Source organism: Pseudomonas sp. CFBP 13711, from assembly GCF_014842265.1.
In the GTDB taxonomy this organism is placed as follows: domain Bacteria; phylum Pseudomonadota; class Gammaproteobacteria; order Pseudomonadales; family Pseudomonadaceae; genus Aquipseudomonas.
The window spans coordinates 230,286-250,951 of sequence record NZ_JACYVI010000006.1 but is presented as its reverse complement, the minus strand read 5'-3'; the positions used below and the strand labels follow the sequence as shown (position 1 = coordinate 250,951).

17 protein-coding genes are annotated in these 20,666 nt (G+C 59.6%); 5 read left to right on the top strand and 12 right to left on the bottom strand.

Features of this window, described 5'->3' with window-relative positions:
* Window positions 1-89: 89 nt before the first annotated feature.
* From fdhA to glyA, 7 genes are all read right to left on the bottom strand, one after another.
* Window positions 90-1,289, bottom strand: a complete 1,200-nt coding sequence (fdhA, locus tag IFT47_RS13900; protein ID WP_192173166.1) for a formaldehyde dehydrogenase, glutathione-independent — start codon at window positions 1,287-1,289, stop codon at window positions 90-92.
* 126 nt (window positions 1,290-1,415) lie between these two features.
* A complete protein-coding gene (gene purU, locus IFT47_RS13895; RefSeq protein WP_122536486.1) occupies window positions 1,416-2,273 on the bottom strand; it encodes a formyltetrahydrofolate deformylase in 858 nt (285 codons plus the stop codon).
* A gap of 147 nt (window positions 2,274-2,420) precedes the next feature.
* Complete coding sequence (locus IFT47_RS13890) at window positions 2,421-3,053, bottom strand: sarcosine oxidase subunit gamma (protein ID WP_192173167.1); 633 nt, start codon at window positions 3,051-3,053, stop codon at window positions 2,421-2,423.
* 153 nt (window positions 3,054-3,206) lie between these two features.
* On the bottom strand, window positions 3,207-6,227 hold the full coding sequence (locus IFT47_RS13885) for a sarcosine oxidase subunit alpha (RefSeq protein ID WP_192173168.1): 3,021 nt from the start codon (window positions 6,225-6,227) through the stop codon (window positions 3,207-3,209).
* A complete protein-coding gene (locus tag IFT47_RS13880) occupies window positions 6,224-6,538 on the bottom strand; it encodes a sarcosine oxidase subunit delta (RefSeq protein ID WP_074886785.1) in 315 nt (104 codons plus the stop codon). Before IFT47_RS13880 ends, IFT47_RS13885 begins: the two co-directional genes overlap by 4 nt.
* A 15-nt stretch (window positions 6,539-6,553) precedes the next feature.
* Complete coding sequence (locus IFT47_RS13875; RefSeq protein WP_192173169.1) at window positions 6,554-7,804, bottom strand: sarcosine oxidase subunit beta family protein; 1,251 nt, start codon at window positions 7,802-7,804, stop codon at window positions 6,554-6,556.
* 15 nt (window positions 7,805-7,819) lie between these two features.
* Window positions 7,820-9,073 carry a serine hydroxymethyltransferase gene (gene glyA, locus IFT47_RS13870; RefSeq protein ID WP_192173170.1) on the bottom strand — a complete coding sequence of 418 codons (1,254 nt, stop codon included), beginning with the start codon at window positions 9,071-9,073 and terminating at the stop codon, window positions 7,820-7,822.
* Between the two features lie 334 nt (window positions 9,074-9,407).
* Between glyA and IFT47_RS13865 the strand changes: the two genes are divergently transcribed.
* Window positions 9,408-10,145 carry a hypothetical protein gene (locus IFT47_RS13865; RefSeq protein ID WP_192173171.1) on the top strand — a complete coding sequence of 246 codons (738 nt, stop codon included), beginning with the start codon at window positions 9,408-9,410 and terminating at the stop codon, window positions 10,143-10,145.
* Window positions 10,146-10,155: 10 nt separating this feature from the next.
* On the opposite strand, the gene alaC is transcribed toward IFT47_RS13865, so the two are convergent.
* Together alaC and IFT47_RS13855 are read right to left on the bottom strand one after the other, a co-directional pair.
* A complete protein-coding gene (gene alaC, locus IFT47_RS13860) occupies window positions 10,156-11,370 on the bottom strand; it encodes an alanine transaminase (RefSeq protein ID WP_192173172.1) in 1,215 nt (404 codons plus the stop codon).
* A gap of 270 nt (window positions 11,371-11,640) precedes the next feature.
* Window positions 11,641-12,384 carry a TraX family protein gene (locus IFT47_RS13855; RefSeq protein ID WP_192173173.1) on the bottom strand — a complete coding sequence of 248 codons (744 nt, stop codon included), beginning with the start codon at window positions 12,382-12,384 and terminating at the stop codon, window positions 11,641-11,643.
* A gap of 99 nt (window positions 12,385-12,483) precedes the next feature.
* Here IFT47_RS13855 and IFT47_RS13850 point away from each other — a divergent pair, with 99 nt between their 5' ends.
* The gene (locus tag IFT47_RS13850; RefSeq protein WP_192173174.1) at window positions 12,484-13,524 is read left to right on the top strand and encodes a threonine aldolase family protein; all 1,041 of its coding nucleotides are present in this window, start codon (window positions 12,484-12,486) and stop codon (window positions 13,522-13,524) included.
* A 66-nt stretch (window positions 13,525-13,590) separates the two neighbouring features.
* Here the strand turns inward: IFT47_RS13850 and IFT47_RS13845 are convergent, their stop codons facing one another.
* Together IFT47_RS13845 and IFT47_RS13840 are read right to left on the bottom strand one after the other, a co-directional pair.
* Window positions 13,591-13,893: a cell division protein ZapA gene (locus IFT47_RS13845; protein ID WP_065991262.1), complete on the bottom strand. Its 303-nt coding sequence runs from the start codon at window positions 13,891-13,893 to the stop codon at window positions 13,591-13,593.
* The gene (locus IFT47_RS13840; RefSeq protein ID WP_192173175.1) at window positions 13,890-14,123 is read right to left on the bottom strand and encodes a hypothetical protein; all 234 of its coding nucleotides are present in this window, start codon (window positions 14,121-14,123) and stop codon (window positions 13,890-13,892) included. The genes IFT47_RS13845 and IFT47_RS13840 overlap by 4 nt, the downstream gene beginning before the upstream one ends.
* Window positions 14,124-14,439: 316 nt before the next feature.
* On the opposite strand from IFT47_RS13840, the gene IFT47_RS13835 reads away from it, so the two are divergent.
* Complete coding sequence (locus tag IFT47_RS13835; RefSeq protein WP_192173176.1) at window positions 14,440-16,065, top strand: methyl-accepting chemotaxis protein; 1,626 nt, start codon at window positions 14,440-14,442, stop codon at window positions 16,063-16,065.
* Between the two features lie 75 nt (window positions 16,066-16,140).
* Here the strand turns inward: IFT47_RS13835 and gbcB are convergent, their stop codons facing one another.
* Window positions 16,141-17,241 (bottom strand): glycine-betaine demethylase subunit GbcB, encoded by a 1,101-nt coding sequence (gbcB, locus tag IFT47_RS13830; RefSeq protein ID WP_192173177.1) that lies wholly within the window; start codon window positions 17,239-17,241, stop codon window positions 16,141-16,143.
* Window positions 17,242-17,570: 329 nt separating this feature from the next.
* On the opposite strand from gbcB, the gene gbcA reads away from it, so the two are divergent.
* The gene (gbcA, locus tag IFT47_RS13825; protein WP_192173178.1) at window positions 17,571-18,869 is read left to right on the top strand and encodes a glycine-betaine demethylase subunit GbcA; all 1,299 of its coding nucleotides are present in this window, start codon (window positions 17,571-17,573) and stop codon (window positions 18,867-18,869) included.
* A 612-nt stretch (window positions 18,870-19,481) separates the two neighbouring features.
* Window positions 19,482-20,666: a YcaO-like family protein gene (locus IFT47_RS13820; protein ID WP_192173179.1), complete on the top strand. Its 1,185-nt coding sequence runs from the start codon at window positions 19,482-19,484 to the stop codon at window positions 20,664-20,666.

Sequence of the window (20,666 nt, the reverse complement as noted above, 5' to 3'; positions counted from 1 at the left end):
TCAGAAACGCCCTACAAATGTCGGGTTAGAGCCCTACGTCGGACATAAAAAAAGCGACCCGAAGGTCGCCTTTTGTGAGCGTCAGAGGATCACGCGGCGCTGAACAGTTTGTGCGGATCGATGACGAATTTCTTCGGCACACCGGCATCGAACTCGCCATAACCGCGCGGGGCATCGTCGAGGCTGATGACTTCCACGCCCACTACATCGGCGATGTTGATGCGGTCCCACATGATGGCCTGCATCAGTTGACGGTTGTACTTCATGACCGGTGTCTGGCCGGTGTGGAAGCTGTGGGATTTCGCCCAGCCCAGGCCGAAACGAATGCTCAGCGCGCCCACCTTGGCGGCAGCGTCCACGGCGCCCGGGTCTTCCGTTACGTAAAGGCCGGGAATGCCGATCTTGCCAGCAACGCGAACCACGCCCATCAGCGAGTTGAGTACGGTGGCCGGTGCCTCGGCCTTGGCGCCCGTATGGCCATGACCGCGCGCTTCAAAGCCCACAGCGTCGACGGCGCAGTCCACTTCGGGCTCACCCAGCAGATCGGCGATTTGCTCGTGCAGCGGGGTGTCTTTGGACAGGTCGGCGATCTCAAAACCCTGCGCCTTGGCGTGCGCCAGACGCACCGGGTTGACGTCACCGACGATCACAACTGCAGCGCCCAGCAAGCGGGCCGAGGCAGCAGCGGCAAGCCCCACGGGACCGGCGCCGGCGATGTACACCGAGCTGCCCGGGCCAACGCCGGCAGTCACTGCGCCGTGGTAGCCGGTCGGCAGGATGTCGGAAAGGCAGGTCAGGTCGCGGATCTTCGACATCGCCTTGTCGCGATCGGGAAGCTTGAGCAGGTTGAAGTCGGCGTAGGGCACGAGCACGTATTCGGCCTGCCCGCCGGTCCAGTCGCCCATGTCGACGTAACCGTAGGCACCGCCGGCACGGGCCGGATTAACGGTCAGGCAGACGCCGGTGTGTTGTTCTTTGCAGGAGCGGCAACGGCCGCAGGCGACGTTGAACGGCACGGACACCAGATCGCCGATCTTGAGATTCTCGACGTCGCTGCCCTTCTCGATCACTTCACCGGTGATTTCGTGACCCAGTACGAGGCCAACCTGGGCCGTCGTTCGGCCACGCACCATGTGTTGATCGGAACCACAAATGTTGGTGGAAACCACGCGCAAGATCACCCCGTGCTCGATCTTCTTGCCGCGCGGGTCCTGCATCTTGGGATAGTCGATTTTCTGTACTTCGACCTTGCCTGCGCCGAGATACACCACACCACGATTACCAGACATGCCATCACCTCTTTATTTATTGTTGGATAGAGAGTGGATCGGGTTTCGAGCGGCAAGCTACAAGCCGCAAGAAGTGTGAACACCGCCTTTTCTTGCGGCTTGAAGCTTGAAGCTTGCAGCTACCACCTACAGCACCACCGTCCTGTTGGCGTTGAGAAACACCCGGCGCTCAATGTGGTAACCCACCGCGCGTGCCAGGGTCAGGCCTTCGATGTCGCGGCCCTTGGCGATCAGGTCTTCGGGGTAGTGACTGTGGTCGACCACTTCGACGCCCTGGGCGATGATCGGCCCTTCGTCGAGGTCGTTGTTGATGTAATGGGCCGTCGCGCCGACCAGTTTCACACCCTTGTTGTACGCCTGGTGATAAGGCTTGGCGCCCTTGAAGCCTGGCAGCAGCGAGTGATGAATATTGATCGCCTTGCCATCGAGCTTGCGGCACAGCTCCGGCGACAGCACCTGCATGTAGCGGGCAAGCACCACCAGTTCGGCGCCGGTGTCTTCGATCACCTTCATCACCCTGGCTTCCTGGGCCGGCTTGTCGTTGGGGTCGAGGGGGAAATGGTAGTAGGGAATGTCGTGCCAGCGCGCCAGTGGTTCGAGGTCCGGGTGATTGGAGACGACAGCAACCACGTCCATGGACAGCTGATTGATGCGCTGGCGGTAGAGCAGATCGTTCAGGCAGTGGTCGGCTTTGGAGACCATGATCACCACTTTCGGGCGGTAATTCGGGGCCGTGAGCTCGAAGATCATGCCGAAGGATTCGCCGCGCTCGGCCAGGCCGGCACGGAAAGACGACTCGTCAAATCCCTCCGGCTGGCGGAACTCGACGCGAATAAAGAAGCGGCTGGACAGCCGGTCGTCGAACGAATGGTGCTCGGTGACGTAGCAACCCTGCTCGAAGAGGTAACGCGTCACCGCGTCCACCGTGCCCAGCACGCTGGGGCAGTCGGCGGTCAGAATCCAGGTATCGGGGGCGCGGCTCATAGGTATTCCTTGATCGTTCCCACGCTCTGCGTGGGAATGCGGTTCAGGACGCTCCGCGTCCATTGTCGAGTGACGCGGAGCATCACAGGCGGCGTTCCTACGCTGAGCGTGGGAACGATCAGCACAGGTCGTGTCGTCAATCCGGAATCAGGCAGCGATGCCCAAACCATACTCCGCGCTCGCGTCCTGCAGCCACAGCCACCAGTAATCGGCAAAGCTGCGGCGGATCACCAGCTCCCAGGTCTCTTCACCGGTACGGCGGATCACCAGCTGCGATTTGGCGAACACCGTGCCGATGGCCTTCCCCACCGGGAAATTATTCGGGTGCACGTCATAGCTGGTGGACTTCATCAGCACTTCGCGGACCTTCGGGCCGGTCAGCTCCAGCAACGATTGCCCGCCGCTGACGTTGACGATAGCGATGTGCAAACCGGCAAGCGCCTCGCGCAGCTTCTGCTCGGCGGCGAATTCTTCACCGGTCGGCACGATGAGCAGCCACTCGTCCGGGCCCAGCCACTGGATTGAGCTATCGCCGCTGGAGACCAGCGCCAGCGCGCCCGGCAGTTCCATGCCCAGCGCCTTGTGCACGCCGGCCGCGAACGCCGGGTCGTGGCCATTGCCACGGATGGTCAGGTGGCCAAGCAGTTTTTTCTCCCGCAGCACGACGCCCGGATTGCTGCGGCCCTTGCCAATCAGGCTCTGAAGGTCAGCATGAAACAGCGGCGACTCGGCTTTGGCCTCGGTCGCTGGCCGCTGTTGGTAAACGTTGGCTGTGGTCATAGAGCACCTGTGTTGAATTCTGTTGTTTCAGTGAACACGTTCCCGTAGGAGTGAGCTTGCTCGCGATCGCGGTGTATCAGTCACCAGGTGTATGCCTGATCTCACGCCATCGCGAGCAAGCTCACTCCCACAGGGGTGTAAGCAAGCCAAGACTTACTCCACGTTCTGCTGATCACCCTTCGGATCGAAGAACACCGAGGACACAATCTCCGCCTCGATCACCGACCCATCCGCCAGCGGCGCAAACACTCGCTCACCCATGCGCTTCAGCCCGCCCTTCACCACACCCATCGCGAACGAATAGCCCAGCGAGTTCGCCGCATAACTCGACGTCACGTGGCCGACCATCTTCATCGGGATCGACTGCTTCGGATCGAACACCAGTTGCGCGCCTTCCGGCAGCCACTTGTTCGGATCAATTGGCTTAAGTCCGACGAGTTGCTTGCGATCTTCCCGCACGCAGTCCTCACGGTTCATGCCACGCTGGCCGATCCACGAGAACGGCTTGGTACGGCCGACACACCAGCCCATGTTCAAATCGTCCGGGGTCATCGAACCGTCGGTGTCCTGGCCGACGATGATGAAGCCCTTCTCGGCCCGCAGGACGTGCATGGTTTCAGTGCCGTACGGGGTCAGGTTGTACTGCTTGCCCGCTTCGGCGATTTTTTCCAGAACGCCCATGGCGTAGTCGGCCTGGATGTTCACCTCGTAGGAGAGCTCTCCGGTAAACGAAATCCGGAACACCCGCGCCGGTACTCCGCCCACCAGCCCTTCTTTCCAGGTCATGAACGGAAACGCTTCACGGCCCAGGTCGATGTCGGTCACTTCGCTGAGCAGCTTGCGGCTGTTCGGGCCCGACAGCGTCAGGGTCGCGTAGTGGTCGGTGACGGAGGTGAAGTACACCTTCAGGTCCGGCCATTCGGTCTGTTGATAAATTTCCAGCCACTGCAGCACGCGTGCGGCGCCGCCGGTTGTGGTGGTCATGATGAAGTGGTTGTCGGCGATGCAGGCGGTGACGCCGTCGTCGAAGACCATGCCGTCTTCCTTGCACATCAGGCCGTAACGCGCCTTGCCCACATCGAGCTTGGTCCAGGCGTTGGTGTAGATGCGGTTCAGAAACTCCCGGGCATCCGGGCCTTGGATGTCGATCTTGCCCAGCGTCGATGCGTCCAGCAGGCCGACGCTGTCGCGCACGGCCTTGCATTCGCGGCGCACGGCGGCGTGGATGTCTTCACCGGCTTTCGGGAAGTACCACGGACGTTTCCACTGCCCTACATCTTCGAATTCAGCGCCGTTCTTCACGTGCCAGGCGTGCAGCGCAGTGAAGCGCACAGGCTCGAAGACGTGACCGCAGTGACGCCCGGCAATGGCGCCGAAGGTCACCGGCGTGTAGTTCGGGCGGAACATGGTGGTGCCCATTTCCGGGATCGACACGTTCAGCGAGCGAGCCGCAATGGCCAGGCCGTTGACGTTGCCGAGCTTGCCCTGATCGGTACCGAAACCCAACGCGGTGTAGCGTTTGACGTGCTCGACGGACTCGAATCCCTCGCGGGTCGCCAGTTCGATGGCCGCCGCGGTGACGTCGTTCTGCAGGTCGACGAATTGCTTCGGCGCCCGCGCAGTGCCTTTTTCGTGCGGTACCTGGAACAGCGCCAAGGTCGGTTCTTCCACACGGCTCAGGGCTTTGGGCAGTACGCCTTCGACCGGTTTGAAACCGGCTTCACTGGCGGCACGAACACCGCCTTCAAAACCGTCGGCCAGCGAGTCGCCGAGGGCGTAAACGCCATTCACACCGCCGACGCAGACGCGTTTCTGCGGCGCGTCGCCCGGCACGAAGCCGAGGATGTCCTCGCGCCAGACCGGCTTGCCGCCGAGGTGCGAAGCCAGGTGAACGATCGGGCTGTAGCCACCGGAGCTGGCGACCAGATCGCAGTCGAGCCATTCGCCAGGGCTGGCGACCTTGTGGCCTTTGACGTCGATGGCGGCCACGCGGGCGGCACTGACACGCTTGCTGCCACGGGCTTCCACCACGGCGCTGCCGGTCAGGATCCGAATGCCTTTGGCGCGGGCTTCTTCCACTAACGCACCGCGCGGGTTGTGACGCGCGTCGGCAACGGCGACCACGTGCAGGCCGGCGTCAAGCCAGTCCAGCGCCACGCGATAGGCGTAATCGTTGTTGGTTGATAGCACCAGTTTCTTGCCCGGCGCCACGCCATAACGACGCACGTACGTAGAGACCGCGCCGGCCAGCATGTTGCCCGGCACATCGTTGTTGCCGTAAACCAGCGGACGCTCGTGGGTGCCGGTCGCCAGCACCACGCGCTTGGCGCGAACCCGGTGCATGCGCTGACGCACCTGGCCAATCGGCGCGCGATCGCCCAAGTGATCGGTCAGCCGCTCGTGAATGGTCAGGAAATTGTGGTCGTGATAGCCGTTCACCGTGGCGCGCGGCAGCAGGGTCACGTTGGGCAGGCCTTTGAGTTCGGCCACCACCGTCGCTACCCATTCCGCTGCCGGTTTACCGTCCAGACTTTCGCGGCTGTCCAGCAGGCTGCCGCCGAATTCTTCCTGCTCGTCCGCCAGGATGACCCGAGCACCGCTGCGCGCAGCGGCCAGTGCGGCGGCCAGACCTGCAGGGCCGGCGCCGACCACCAGCACATCGCAGTGCTGGTTCATGTTGTCGTAGGTGTCCGGATCCAGCTCGGTCGGCGAACGCCCGAGGCCCGCTGCTTTGCGGATGTACTTCTCGTAGGTCATCCAGAACGACTGCGGGTACATGAAGGTTTTGTAGTAGAAGCCCGGCGGCATCAGCTTGCCGCCGACCTTGCCGAGGATGCCCATCATGTCGGTGTTCACGCTCGGCCAACCGTTGGTGCTGGTCGCGACGAGGCCCGAGTAAAGCGCCTGTTGCGTGGCGCGCACGTTGGGGATCTGCGTGGCTTCGGTGGCGCCGATCTGCAGCACGGCATTCGGCTCTTCGGAACCTGCCGCAAAGATGCCGCGAGGACGGGAATACTTGAAGCTGCGACCAATGATGTCGACGCCGTTGGCAAGCAAGGCGGCGGCCAGGGTGTCGCCTTCGAAGCCTTGGTACGTCTGGCCATTGAAGTTGAAATTCAGGACCTTGCTGCGATCGATGCGGCCGCCGTTGGGCAGGCGATTGGACTGGCTCATACCTGATCCCCCTTTCTGATTGCGGGCGCCGGATTGACGAACTGCGGCTGCGTGCCGATCGGATAGGTTTCGAGAATTTCGTAGGTCACGGTGTCACGCGTGGTGTTGAAGTACTGACGGCAGCCCGCTGCGTGAATCCACAGTTCGTGGTGCAGACCGCGCGGGTTGTCGCGGAAGAACATGTAGTCGCCCCACTCCTCGTCTGTGCAGGCGGCCGGGTCCAGCGGACGCGGGATGTGAGCCTGACCGGAGACGTGGAATTCCTCTTCGGAGCGCAGTTCGCCACAGTGAGGACAGAAGATATGCAGCATGGGAAAAGTCCTCTGTTAGTGGGCTACGGCTGCAGCGCCGTGTTCGTCGATCAACGCGCCGTTGTGGAACCGGTCGATTGAGAAGGGTTTGGCCAGCGGGTGCATCTCGCCCTTGGCCAGGCTGGCGGCAAACACGTTGCCCGAGCCCGGGGTGGCCTTGAAGCCACCGGTGCCCCAACCGCAGTTGAAAAACATGTTCGGGACAGGCGTTTTGGAAATGATCGGGCAGGCGTCCGGCGTGGTGTCGACGATGCCGCCCCACTGGCGGTTCATGCGCACCCGCGAGAGCACCGGGAACATCTCGACGATGGCCTGAATGGTGTGTTCGATCACCGGGTAAGAGCCGCGCTGGCCGTAACCGACCCAGCTGTCGATGCCGGCACCAATCACCAGGTCGCCCTTGTCGGACTGGCTGATGTAACCGTGTACGGCGTTGGACATGATCACGCTGTCGATGATGGGCTTGATCGGCTCCGACACCAGCGCCTGCAACGGATGGGATTCCACCGGCAGACGGAAGCCAGCGAGCTTGGCCATGTGGCCGGAGTTGCCTGCCGTCACCACACCGACGCGTTTGGCGCCAATGAAGCCCTTGTTGGTTTCGACGCCGATGCACACGCCGTTTTCCTTGCGGAAGCCGGTCACTTCGGTCTGCTGAATCAAGTCCACGCCCAACGCATCAGCGGCACGGGCGTAGCCCCAGGCCACGGCGTCATGACGCGCGACACCGCCGCGACGCTGCACCGTTGCGCCGATGATCGGGTAACGGGTGTTTTTCGAGCAGTCGAGGTACGGAATTTCTTCAGCCACTTGCTTGCCGTTGAGCAGCTCGCCGTCGACACCGTTGAGGCGGTTGGCGCTGACGCGGCGCTCGGAATCACGCATGTCCTGCAGGGTGTGGCACAGGTTGTATACGCCGCGCTGGGAAAACATGACGTTGTAGTTGATGTCCTGGGACAGGCCTTCCCACAGTTTCATCGCGTGTTCGTACAAGTGCGCGGATTCGTCCCACAGGTAGTTGGAGCGCACGATGGTGGTGTTGCGTGCGGTATTACCGCCGCCCAGCCAACCTTTTTCGACCACGGCCACGTTGGTGATGCCGTGCTCTTTCGCCAGGTAATAGGCTGTCGCCAGACCGTGTCCGCCGCCGCCGACGATGACCACGTCGTAGACCTTTTTCGGGGTCGGCGTGCGCCACATGCGCTGCCAGTTTTCGTGGTGGCTGAGGGAGTGTTTGAAGAGGCCGAAGCCCGAGTAATGCTGCATGGTGCGACTCCTGACTCAGCGGTAAACCGGGAAATCGGCGCACAGCGCGGCGACCTGCTCGGCGACATTGGCCTCGACATCGGCGTCGCCGAGATTGTCGAGAATGTCGCAGATCCAGCCGGCCAGCGTGATGCACTGGGTAACTTTGAAACCGCGCGTGGTCACCGCAGGGGTGCCGATGCGCAGGCCCGACGTCACGAACGGCGATTGCGGATCGTTCGGGACGGCGTTCTTGTTGACGGTGATGTGCGCTCGACCCAGCGCCGCGTCGGCGTCTTTCCCGGTCAGGCCCTGACGAATCAGGCTGACGAGGAACAGGTGATTGTCGGTCCCGCCCGACACGACGTCGTAACCGCGATCAATGAACACCTGCGCCATGGCCTGGGCGTTATCAATCACTTGCTGTTGATAGGCTTTGAAACCGGGCTCCATGGCTTCCTTGAAGCACACGGCCTTGCCGGCAATCACGTGCATCAGCGGGCCGCCCTGGGCACCCGGGAACACGGCGGAATTGAGCTTCTTCTCGATCTCTTCGTTCGCCTTGGCCAGGATCAACCCGCCACGGGGGCCGCGCAGGGTTTTGTGCGTGGTGGTGGTCACCACATCGGCGTACGGCAGCGGGTTCGGGTACAAACCGGCAGCGACCAGACCGGCCACGTGAGCCATGTCCACAAACAGCAGCGCGCCCACTTTGTCGGCGATCTCACGAAAGCGCGGGAAATCCAGGGTTTTGGAGTAGGCCGAGAATCCGGCCACGATCATCTTCGGTTTGTGCTCGACGGCCAGTCGCTCGACTTCGTCGTAATCGATCATGCCGGTGGCAACGTCGATGCCGTATTGAACGGCGTTGTACAGCTTGCCCGAGGACGACACTTTGGCGCCGTGGGTCAGGTGACCGCCATGGGCCAGGCTCATCCCCAGCAATGTGTCGCCCGCTTGCAGCAGCGCCAGGTAAACCGCGCTGTTGGCCGACGAACCGGAGTGCGGCTGGACGTTGGCGTAGTCGGCACCAAACAGCAGCTTGGCGCGATCGATCGCCAGTTGCTCGACCTTGTCGACGTGCTCGCAACCGCCGTAGTAACGCTTGCCGGGATAACCCTCGGCGTATTTGTTGGTCAGGCCGCTGCCCTGGGCCTGCATCACGCGCTTACTGGTGTAGTTCTCCGAGGCGATCAGCTCGATGTGGTCTTCCTGACGCTGCTCCTCGGCACTGATTGCCGCCAACAGTGCATCGTCATAACCCTGGATCTGGTCTTGCTTGCTGAACATCGCGGTTCTCCCAGCGGCGGCGCGGCGCCTGAATGATCGACAGGGCCTTGAACTGCCCTTTGGCCACGATGGTATGGCTGACGCTGACAGCCCAGATGCCTGCGCGCGCCACACAAAGGCGCGTTTACGACATGGGTTAACGGGGAGCGGGATTTGCGCGGCTCTGCGCGCCGCAGACTGTCGGTCCTGAGCCCGCCGCGAATCCTCGGCACGCCGCAACACCTCAGCCCAATGGGCACGGGGACTGTCAAAACTGACAGTATTCAAATAGCAATGACGGGCTTACTTTTGAGCCAACGGAACGGCTGACAGCCACTCACTCAAGGGAATGATCATGGGCACAATCGCAAGGTCGCATACGCTAACTCCGCAGTTATGGAAAAAGCTAAGGGGGAAAAACGTCTGTCGGCAGGGACCCGCTACGGAGCTGCTGCTCTTTCTGACTCAAGGCGTGTTTCATACGGTGGATATAGAAGGCTCGGTCAAACTGAGGATTATTCGGGAACTGAGCGAGTCTGAGGCGCTGCTTGCCGTCTACGTCGAAGATTCGGATGTAGTTCTTTCGTCCACTGTTTCAGTGAGTGACGCCAGGCTTTATGCCACCCCCCAAGACATCGTTCACCAGGACGGCGGTTACTATTCGGTCATTCTCAAGATCATTTCCTATCCGAACGCTGAGCTGGTCGCCGACATCTATCTATGGGAAATACCACCCATCGCGGCACCGCAGTCTGTCGAATCGGATCTTGCGCTGTACCTTCCCAAAGGCTCGACTTTTCACGCAAGCCCCTCTGAAGAAGACATTGTGATGGACAGGACTTTCAGAGTGTCTGAAGACCGCCAAGTCTCGGTCAACATTCGCACCGTTGAAGGGCGCAGCTACTCAACAACCGTCACGGAAGCCGAAGCAATCCGATGTGCCGCGCCCGGTGATTACTATGTAGAAAGCGGATCCAACGAGCTGTCGATCGTCTATGGCATCACCACTCGTCCCGAATCAGCGTCATCGCCGATCCTCAAGCGTATGCCGCTGCCGGATGTGCCGAGGTCAGGTCATGACCTCGGCAAATGAGTGACGACATTCAGGCTTTTTGCGTAACCAATCCGTCAGCCCGGAACATGCTGCGAATACCCCGCACGGCCTGACGGATGCGATCCTGATTCTCGATCAGCGCAAAGCGAACGTGGTCATCGCCATATTCACCAAAACCGACACCAGGCGAAACGCAGACTTTGGCCTCGGCGAGCAGTTTCTTGGCGAATTCCAGCGATCCCAAGTGTGCGTAAGCCTCGGGTATCTTGGCCCAGACGTACATCGACGCTTTCGGGTTTTCGACCATCCAGCCCAGTTCGTGCAGGCCTTTAACCAGCACGTTACGGCGCTGGCGGTACTGCTCGGCGATGTCGAGCACGCATTGCTGATCACCTTCCAGCGCGGCGATGGCGGCCACTTGCAGCGGCGTGAACGTGCCGTAGTCGTGGTAGCTCTTGATCCGCGCCAGGGCGTTGACCAGCTCGGGGTTGCCGACCATGAAGCCGATGCGCCAGCCCGCCATGTTGTAACTCTTGGACAGGGTGAAGAATTCGACGGCGATGTCCTTGGCGCCCGGCACCTGCATGATCGACGGAGCTTTCCAGCCGTCGTAGACGATGTCGGCGTAGGCCAGGTCGTGAACCACCAGCACGTCGTACTGTTTGGCGAGGGCAACGACGCGCTCAAAGAAATCCAGCTCGACACATTGGGCGGTCGGGTTGGACGGGAAACCCAGGATCATCATCTTCGGCTTGGGGATCGAGCCGCGAATGGCTTTTTCCAGTTCAGCGAAAAAGTCCACGCCTGGCACCAGTGGCACGGAGCGCACCTGAGCGCCGGCGATAACGGCACCATAGATGTGAATCGGGTAACTGGGGTTCGGCACCAGAACCGTGTCGCCCTGATCCAGCGTAGCGAGCATCAAATGCGCCAGGCCCTCTTTGGAGCCGATGGTGACGATAGCCTCGTCTTCGGGATCGATGTCCACGTCGTAGCGTTTTTTGTACCAGCTGGAAATCGCCCGACGCAGACGCGGGATGCCACGCGAAGTCGAGTAGCCGTGAGTGTCTTCACGTTGGGCGACGGTGACCAGTTTCTCGACAATGTGCGGCGGCGTTGCCCCATCGGGGTTGCCCATGCTCAGGTCGATGATGTCCTCACCACGACGACGCGCAGCCATTTTCAGCTCGGCGGTGATGTTGAACACGTAAGGGGGGAGTCGATCGATGCGCGCAAAACGGCGCGGCGAACCTTGGTCTGCCATGGAAACCTCTGAAGACGTAAGCGCCCGGAACCGTCCGAGCGACGCTGGCCACTGCGGTGGCCTGAGGCGGAAGATACGGGCGGGGACGACGGTTTGTCTACAGCGAAACCGCGAAATCGACGGCGCTCACACAGGCCTCTTCCCGGCTGAAGCCGTTCCCACGGAAGATATGCGCGCGATCGTTAGGACCGGCTTTAGCCGGGAGGGCGTCGGAGGTCACAACGCAAAACCAAGGGCGCACACGCTGAGTACCTGTCTGCCACATCACCGTCATTCAATGAGCTGCCGTACCCCGAACAGCAGCAAAAAATGCACTGGATAAATCAGGTACGCCCACCGCCGCATCGGCCACACTCCGAATGCCGGGCGCCCGCGCAGAATCGCTAACCCCAACAGTGGCGCCAGCAAACAGGCCACCAGCGCGCCGATGGAAATCGGGTCGCCCCATAGCATGCCGTCGATAATCTTCGGCCACTCGTTGCTCAATAAACAGACGATCCCCGGCACAATCGCCAGCCATATGGAAGTGCGCAGCACGAGCACAAACGCCAGAGGCAGCAACACCCCGTACATGCCGAACATCAATTGCGACCCAAACAGAACACCCATCGCCAGGGCAGCGATACCCAAGACCCTCGCCGGCCATGAGCGACTCAATCCACCCTGCGCGACCAGCAAACCCAAAGCCAGCGTAGGCAGCACATTGAGCGTGGTGACCTCACCGGCCATGTAAATCCGGTATGGCAGCTCCGCGACCACGGAAAACACCGCCAGCCACGTCAGGTATTTCCACTTGATCGAAGCCTCCACATCGTGCCGGCCAGTGCGTACGACGTTGACCGCGATCGCCAGGCAAAACCACGGGAACGCCAGACGCCCCGGCACGTACAGCCAATTGGCGTGCCAGCCGACATAGCGCAGGTGATCCATCACCATGCTTAGCATCGCCAGCCACTTGAGCAGGTCCAGCGCGCGATTCCGCCCGGGTGTGGTCATTGATTTCGGTTCGCTCATATTGCTTCGCTGTCTGGCTGAATTTTCTGACGCAAGAATGCATGACCAAACCGATCAACTTTGGTTACAGTCGCAGCCTTCGATTACAGGGAAGCGGCCATGTCAGACCAAAGCCAGCAGTTTGCCAGCGACAACTATTCGGGAATCTGCCCGGAAGCGTGGGCGGCCATGGAGCAAGCCAACCACGGACACCAGCGTGCCTATGGCGACGACCAGTGGACCGCGCGCGCGGCCGATCAATTCCGTCAGTTGTTCGAAACAGACTGCGAGGTGTTTTTCGCCTTCAACGGCACGGCGGCCAACTCCCTGGCACTGTCATCGCTCTGCCAGAGTTACCACAGCGTCATCTGCTCGGAAACCGCCCACGTCGAAACGGACGAATGCGGCGCACCGGAATTCTTCTCCAACGGCTCCAAACTGCTGACCGCACGCAGCGAGAACGGCAAGCTGACGCCTGATTCCATCCGGGAAGTCGCGCTCAAACGCGCCGATATCCACTATCCAAAACCCCGCGTCGTCACGCTGACCCAGGCCACGGAAGTGGGCAGTGTGTATCAGCCGGAAGAGCTCAAAGCCATCAGCGAGACCTGCAAGGAGCTGGGCCTGAACCTGCACATGGACGGCGCCCGCTTTGCCAATGCCTGTGCGTTTCTCGGTTGCTCGCCTGCCGAGCTGACCTGGAAGGCTGGCGTTGACGTACTGTGCTTCGGCGGCACCAAAAACGGCATGGCAGTGGGCGAGGCGATTCTGTTCTTCAACCACAAGCTCGCTGAAGACTTCGACTACCGCTGCAAGCAGGCCGGTCAACTGGCCTCGAAGATGCGCTTCTTGTCAGCGCCTTGGGTGGGTTTGCTGGAAAACGACGCCTGGCTCAAGCACGCACGCCACGCCAACAGCTGCGCACAGTTGCTGGCGGATCTGGTGAAAGATATTCCGGGCGTTGAATTAATGTTTCCGGTGCAGGCCAACGGCGTGTTCCTGCAACTGTCGGAAGCGGCCATTGCTGCGTTGACCGCGAGGGGCTGGCGCTTCTACACCTTCATCGGCAATGGCGGCGCGCGCTTCATGTGCTCGTGGGACACCGAAGAGGCCCGAGTGCGGGAACTGGCAGCGGACATTCGGTTGGTGATGGGGAGCTGAAAGCGGCTTACTCTTCACTGGTAGGTGCAGCCCATCCGCAGCCTGCAGATGGACTGAACCGGTGCCTCACCCCTGAGCAATAACCTTCTCGATCACCTCGACCGTAGCGCTGACCTTGTCTTCATAACGGCTAAGCGCTTCGGCGTGTTGCTGCTTGAGTTCGATCTGCTTCGAGCACAGATTCAGCGCCGCCAGCACCAGCAGACGATCGCCGATCAGCGTCGGGTAACTGCGCTTGGTTTCGAACAATGCCGATTTCAGCATCGACACGGCATCCATCAGGGTCTGCTCTTGGCCGGCAGGTGCCTTGATCGTGTAGTCGTTGCCAAGGATGGAAATAACCTTGGCGCCGTCCTGATCCGTGATCATGCGTCAACCGCGCTGGCACTGGTGGCGCGGTCAACCAGCGCCTGAATGCGCGCAGCCGTCGCACCCTGTTTCTCTTCTTGCTCCATCAGACTCAACTGCAGACTGTCGTTGTCATCCCTGGCTTGCTTCAACTCTTCGGCGAGTCGCGCGTTCGTGTTCTGCAGCTCCTGATTGTGCTGTACCAGGTCACTGACGAGCTTTTCCAACTGGCTTAGGGATGCTTCCAACATTTTGATATCTCAGGCAAATTTCAAAGGGCGCGTACGATAAAGAAAAGTCACTTTAGCTACCAGTGAAATCAGGGCATCCAAGCCGCTACACCGACCAACAAGCATCTCTACCACTCTATTCCGCAAACGCATAACGGCCCTGATTGACTACGTTTTTACGGTCTTGTTCCTGCTGTTCGTCAGATCACCCGGCTGCGACATAACCGCACAGCGTAGACCAGTGGCATCAAGTCCCCACAGGGCCGACCGATAACCCATGCATCTCTGACACTTCTATCTCTCGCCTCGCATGGATCGCGGCCGCCCTGGAACCGTAATGTCCCTACGTAATTTGAATATAGCGCCCCGCGCTTTTCTCGGATTTGCCGTCATCGGCCTCCTGATGCTGATTCTGGGCGTGTTCGCTCTGTCGCAAATGAACAAAATCAACAACGCCAACGTTGCCATGGCCAGCAAAAGCATGCCGAGCATCAAGGCGCTGGATAAATTGACCGAGGGCAGCATTCGCCTGCGTGTTCTGTCCTATCGCCTAATGCTCAACCGCGACCCCGACACGCTGCAGAAAACCACTGAATTGTTTGCCATGCGCAACAAGCAGATCGACGACGCCCGGACAATCTACGCCAAGATGATTTCCGCGCCCGAAGAGCAGTCGGCCTACGACCAGTACGTCAAGTTGCTCAACGACTACCGCCAGCTTGAAAGCCGTATGAAGACGCTGAGTCAGGCCAACGATATGACCGAGCTGACCCGTTTGCTCAGCGCCGATCTGCAGACCAACTCAGACCAGATGAACGTGGTGCTCGCCAAGCTGATTGAGATGAATACCCAACAGGTCAATGAAGCCAGTGCGACGGCCACTCAACAGTATTCGACCGCGTTCACGATGGTCGTCACGCTGCTTATCATTGCCACTGTGCTGACCGTGTTGTTCGCCTGGTTGCTCACCAACAGCATCACCCGACCTATCGCTTCGGCACTGAACGCCGCTGAAGACATTGCCGAAGGCGATCTGACGCGCACCATCAACGTGGACGGAACCGACGAAGCAGGCCGTTTGCTGGCCGCGATGCTGAAGATGCAGTCCAAGTTGCGCGACACCCTGCAGCGTATTTCCGGTTCAGCGACCCAGCTCGCTTCGGCCGCCGAAGAGCTGAACGCTGTCACCGACGAAAGCGCGCGCGGCCTCTCCAAGCAAAACGACGAAATCGAACAGGCCGCCACTGCGGTTAACCAAATGACCAGCGCCGTGGAAGAAGTCGCACGCAACGCTGTGAGCACCTCGGAAGCGTCGAAGAACGCTACGACGTCCGCCAGCGATGGCCGTGATCTGGTGCAGGAAACCGTCACCGCCATCGAACGCATGAGCACTGACGTGCAAAGCACATCCACGCTGATCGGCAATCTGGCGGACGAGTCCCGTGACATCGGCAAGGTGCTGGATGTGATTCGCGGCCTGGCGGATCAGACCAACCTGCTGGCCCTCAACGCCGCCATCGAAGCTGCCCGCGCGGGTGAAGCCGGTCGCGGATTTGCGGTGGTCGCCGACGAAGTTCGCGCCCTCGCCCACCGCACCCAGCAATCGACCAGCGAAATCGAGCGTATGATCGGCAGCATTCAGGGCGGCACCGAACAGGCCGTGAACTCCATGCGCAGCAGCACCGAGCGTGCGGAATCCACCCTGAACATCGCCAAAGGCGCCGGCCTTGCGCTGGACACCATTAACAGCGCCGTTGTGGAAATCAACGAACGCAACCTGGTCATCGCCAGCGCGGCGGAAGAGCAGGCCCAAGTCGCACGGGAAGTGGACCGCAACCTGGTCAACATCCGCGACCTGTCGACTCAGTCCGCCACCGGCGCCAATCAGACCAGCGCAGCGAGCAACGAGCTGTCGCGTCTGGCTGTGGATTTGAACGGGATGGTTGCGCGCTTCAAAGTTTAAAAGACGTTACAGAGCCGACTCGAAACCGGGTCGGCTCATCAAGACGCGGGGAGAGTTCGACGCCCGCGTCAGACCTCAATACTCAATCCGCACATCCCCCTTCGGCACGCTGCAGCACGCCAGGATGTAGCCTTCGTCCACGTCGTCATCGGTGATGCCGCCGTTGTGCTCCATCTCGACCTCCCCGCTCAGTTTCATCACCTTGCACGTCCCGCAGATGCCCATCCCGCACGCTTTGGGAATCATCAGGCCGAGCTTGGCAGCCGCTGCATGGACGGTTTCCCCAGGTGCTACGCGGATGCTCTTGCCGGTATCAGTGAATTCAACCTGATTTAATTCAGCAACATCCAGATCCGGCGCATCGGCGGCCTGTTCGGCGTGCTCCACGGCGTCGGCGCGGGCTTCCGGTGGCGTCGCTCCGAAGGATTCTTCGTGGTACTGCGCCATGTTGAAACCGTTGGCTTCAAGCAACCGCTTCACCGCACTCATGTACGGCGTCGGTCCGCAGCAGAACACTTCCCGCTCCATGAAATCCGGTGCCATCAGTTCGAGCATCTTCTGATTCAGATAACCGCGATAACCCGCCCACGGCTCACCCAGCCCGTGCTTTTCACAAACGATGTGCAGGGCGAAGTTATTGATTCGCGACGCCATCTGTTCCAGCTCGCGGTGGTAGATGATGTCCTTGGGCGAGCGCGAACTGTGCACGAAGACCATGTCGACGTTGGCGTTGGTGTCGTAGTACCAGCGCGCCATGGACATGACCGGCGTGATGCCGACGCCGCCGCTGAGGTAGAGGATTTTCGGATTGGGGAAGTCGATGGCGTTGAACAGACCCACCGGGCCGTGCACCGCCAGCTCCTGACCTTCGTGCAACGTGTCATGCAGCCAGTTTGAAACCTTGCCGCCGGGCACGCGCTTGATGGTAATGGAGAAGCTGTACGGCACCGAGGGTGAACTGGAGATGGTGTACGAGCGCATGATCGGCGCGCCGTCGATTTCCAGCTCCAGGGTGACGAACTGGCCGGGCTTGAAGAAGAACAGAATCGGCTGATCGGCCATGAAGCAGAACGTGCGCACGTCCCAGGTTTCCTGGATCACTTTGACGACCCGCACCAGATGGCGGCCGTTGGCCCACGTCTGGGTATTGACCGGGCTGAGGAAACTCTGGGACATACTCACTCTCCACGGCCGACGGTCGGCCTCTTATGGTGGCGATTCTGCGTAACGCGCGAGCCGCCTATTTACCTATCAGCGACATTCACATACTTATGGCGACCAGCCCCGGTCTATAGGGGTCGGGCCGTCGGAAACGGATTCGGCCATGTCGCCCATGGATAAGGTTCAGGTCGCGCCCGGCTCCACACTCGCCATCAATTCATTACAGATTCTTTATCCATCGGCCTGAGCGTCAGAAATCACTGCCGCCTCGCGTGCTTCGCTACACACCCACCGTATCAGCCACATTCGTAGACTGCGCAAAGCGCGGCCTGAGGACTTGAAAGATGGACGTCACCGCAACTCTGAGCTTGGGCGATCCGCTGGAACCTGCGCGCAAGGCGACTGCCGAGATGCTGCATACCCGAGAGCGGACTTACTCGCTGCCGCAGCCTTTCTACAGCGATGAGCGGCTGTTTGAAATCGACATGCAGGAAATCTTTCAGAAAGAGTGGCTGATCGCGGGCATGACCTGCGAAGTGCCGGCGAAGGGCAACTTCCTCACCCTTCAAATTGGCAAGAACCCGATCCTGGTCGTGCGCGCGCCGGACGGATCGATCAATGCATTCCATAACGTCTGCCGCCACCGCGGCTCTCGCCTGTGCACCAAGGAAAAAGGCAAGGTCGCCAAGCTGGTTTGCCCTTACCACCAGTGGACGTACGAACTCGACGGTCGCCTGCTGTACGCGGGGACCGAGATGGGTGCGGACTTCGACATGAAGCAGTTCGGCCTCAAGCCGGTGCACTGCAAGGTCGCGGGCGGGTACATCTTCATCAGCATGGCGAGCAATCCACCTGCCATCGACGCGTTCCTGCAGACGCTGAACCACTACATGGAACCGTACGACATGGAAAACACCAAGGTGGCGGTGCAAACCACCTTGATTGAAAAAGCCAACTGGAAGCTGGTGCTGGAAAACAACCGCGAGTGCTACCACTGCAATGCGTCGCACCCCGAACTGCTGAACACCTTGCTGGAGTGGGACGACGTCACTGACCCGCGCGCCGACCAGGCCTTCAAGGACCACGTTGCTGCATCCGCCGCCGCCTGGGAAGCGGAAAAGATTCCCTTCGCCCACGCCAGCTTTGGCCTGCGCAACCGCATCGTGCGCATGCCGCTGCTCAAAGGCACTGTTTCGATGACGATGGACGGCAAGCAGGGCAGCAAAAAACTGATGGGCCGCATCCAGAACCCGGACCTGGGCTCGATGCGCATCCTGCACCTGCCTCACTCCTGGAACCACTGCATGGGCGACCACGTAATCGTGTTCACCGTGTGGCCGGTCAGCGCACAGGAGACCATGGTCACCACCAAATGGCTGGTGCACAAGGATGCCGTCGAAGGCGTGGACTACGACGTCGCGCGCCTGCGTGAAGTCTGGGACGCCACCAACGACCAGGACCGCCGTCTCGCCGAAGAAAACCAGCGCGGTATCAACTCCGTTGCTTACCAGCCGGGGCCGTATTCGAAGACCTACGAGTTCGGCGTGGTGAACTTCATCGACTGGTACAGCGCCAAATTGCTGGAAAACATGGGCGCGGAACCGGCTTCGTATTTGAAGGGCGTGGCGGTTAACCACGAGTAGGGTTTTACCTGTCGGATTTGGACTGACACCTTCGCGGGCAACCGCGTTTCTACAGACATTCGAGCTGTAGGAGCGCGCTTGCCCGCGCTGCGTTTTGGGTGATCGATCAGGAGTTTTAGGAAGGCTCAGCAGGGCATCCGCATCTCCTGTGATTAACCGCTGGGGCAGAAACGGCTCTTTTCTGGCGTCCAGCAGAGATTCCACTTGTATATCTGCCATGTGGAGGCGCGATCCTAAAAACTTCATTTCCTACGAAAAAACCTGCCTTAATTCAGGACCTTATCAATATTGACCTACGACACTGCTGAATCTTCCTACGAAACGATCAGAGATTTAAAGCCGCGTACGAACTTGAACGTTTTTGAACGAATGTTATTAATACATCACTCACGGCAAATGACGTGAGCACTGCAAAACCCCTTATGTAAACTTATGGAGTAATAGACATGGGACGTAAACGCTCAGAAATTTCGATGATGCCTTTTAATCAAAGTGAAAATGCAATGGGAGCTCTTTTGCCAGTTGAGGCGCAGTTTTACTCACAGGGTTGATTAAAAAACCGTAAAGCAGGTTTGGGGTTAATACCCCAAGCCTGTTCAAGGAGCATCGCCAATGATTGAACGTGAATTCCCCGTATCGACCTCAGAGCAGAAGATCCGTGAGGCGATATTTTCTTTATCTCTTATACCGTCAGTGAAATACATAGACTCATCAAAATCGGTTGCAACCTGCACACTCATTGATGACAGCGGCGCGGCAGTGGCCGAAGGCGCAGGCAAGGGTCAGCATTGCCAATTAGGTGCGTTGGCAGAAAGTATTGAGCACTACGCGTTGGAACACTGTTCATCCAAGGGCCTGGTTACACGCCGTATCAACGAAGTACGTCACCAGGCATCCATTAAGCTTGATGGCGTCCTCGCTAACTTGCCCGATAGCGAGGCACCGATAGACTGCGTCGAATTCAAAGATATCTTGAATAGCCGTCTCATCACTGTCCCCGCTATCATGCAACTTCCAGACGAAGCTCTGGTGGAACACAATACCTCGTTAACCGAAATCGCGTACCTAAGCCGCTACTCGACAAACTCGGGGATTGCCTTCGGCTGCTCGGAAAGTGAAGCAATCCTTCATGGACTCAACGAAGTGCTTGAGCGGCACATGCTGTCTAAAATTCTCATGTCCCTCTGCGGCCAATACGATCCCATTCTGCTGCGGTCAGTTGACGCGGCCCCAATGAGAGAAGTATTTCCCGATGGCTCGAGATTTCGCACCCTAGCCGCTCGCATGAAGATACTCATTACCCAAACAATTCAGGGCGTATATTTCGCTATGGCTATTCCCAAGCGACCTGACGGCAGATACGTAATCTGCCCGCTTGGCAGCGGATGCTCTGTAGACCCGCGAATCGCCATTGAACGCGCCGCTACTGAACTTCATCAGACCATGGCGCTATATGATGAAGTTGAGAAAGCTACTGACCATAGTGCCATCGCGTTAGCTAGCTTCTCATCCACCTTACGGCCGTTGATAAATCTTGAGGTACTCCGGAACACCGAGCTCAGCTGCAGACGTTTAGACCCACCGAAGCGTTTATCTGTGCAGGAGCAAGTAGAGTTCATCCTTGAGAGGTTTGCAGCAACTGGTTTACATGCGTTCAAAAGAACGCTGCTGGATTTCGAAAACGGGTGTGTCGTGGCGCAGGTTTATGTACCTGGACTGGAGCGATTCAACCTAATAAGGGCAGGTATTCCAGTGGTACCCCAACATCTTCTCCACGCGAATAAGTGCTATCCATGA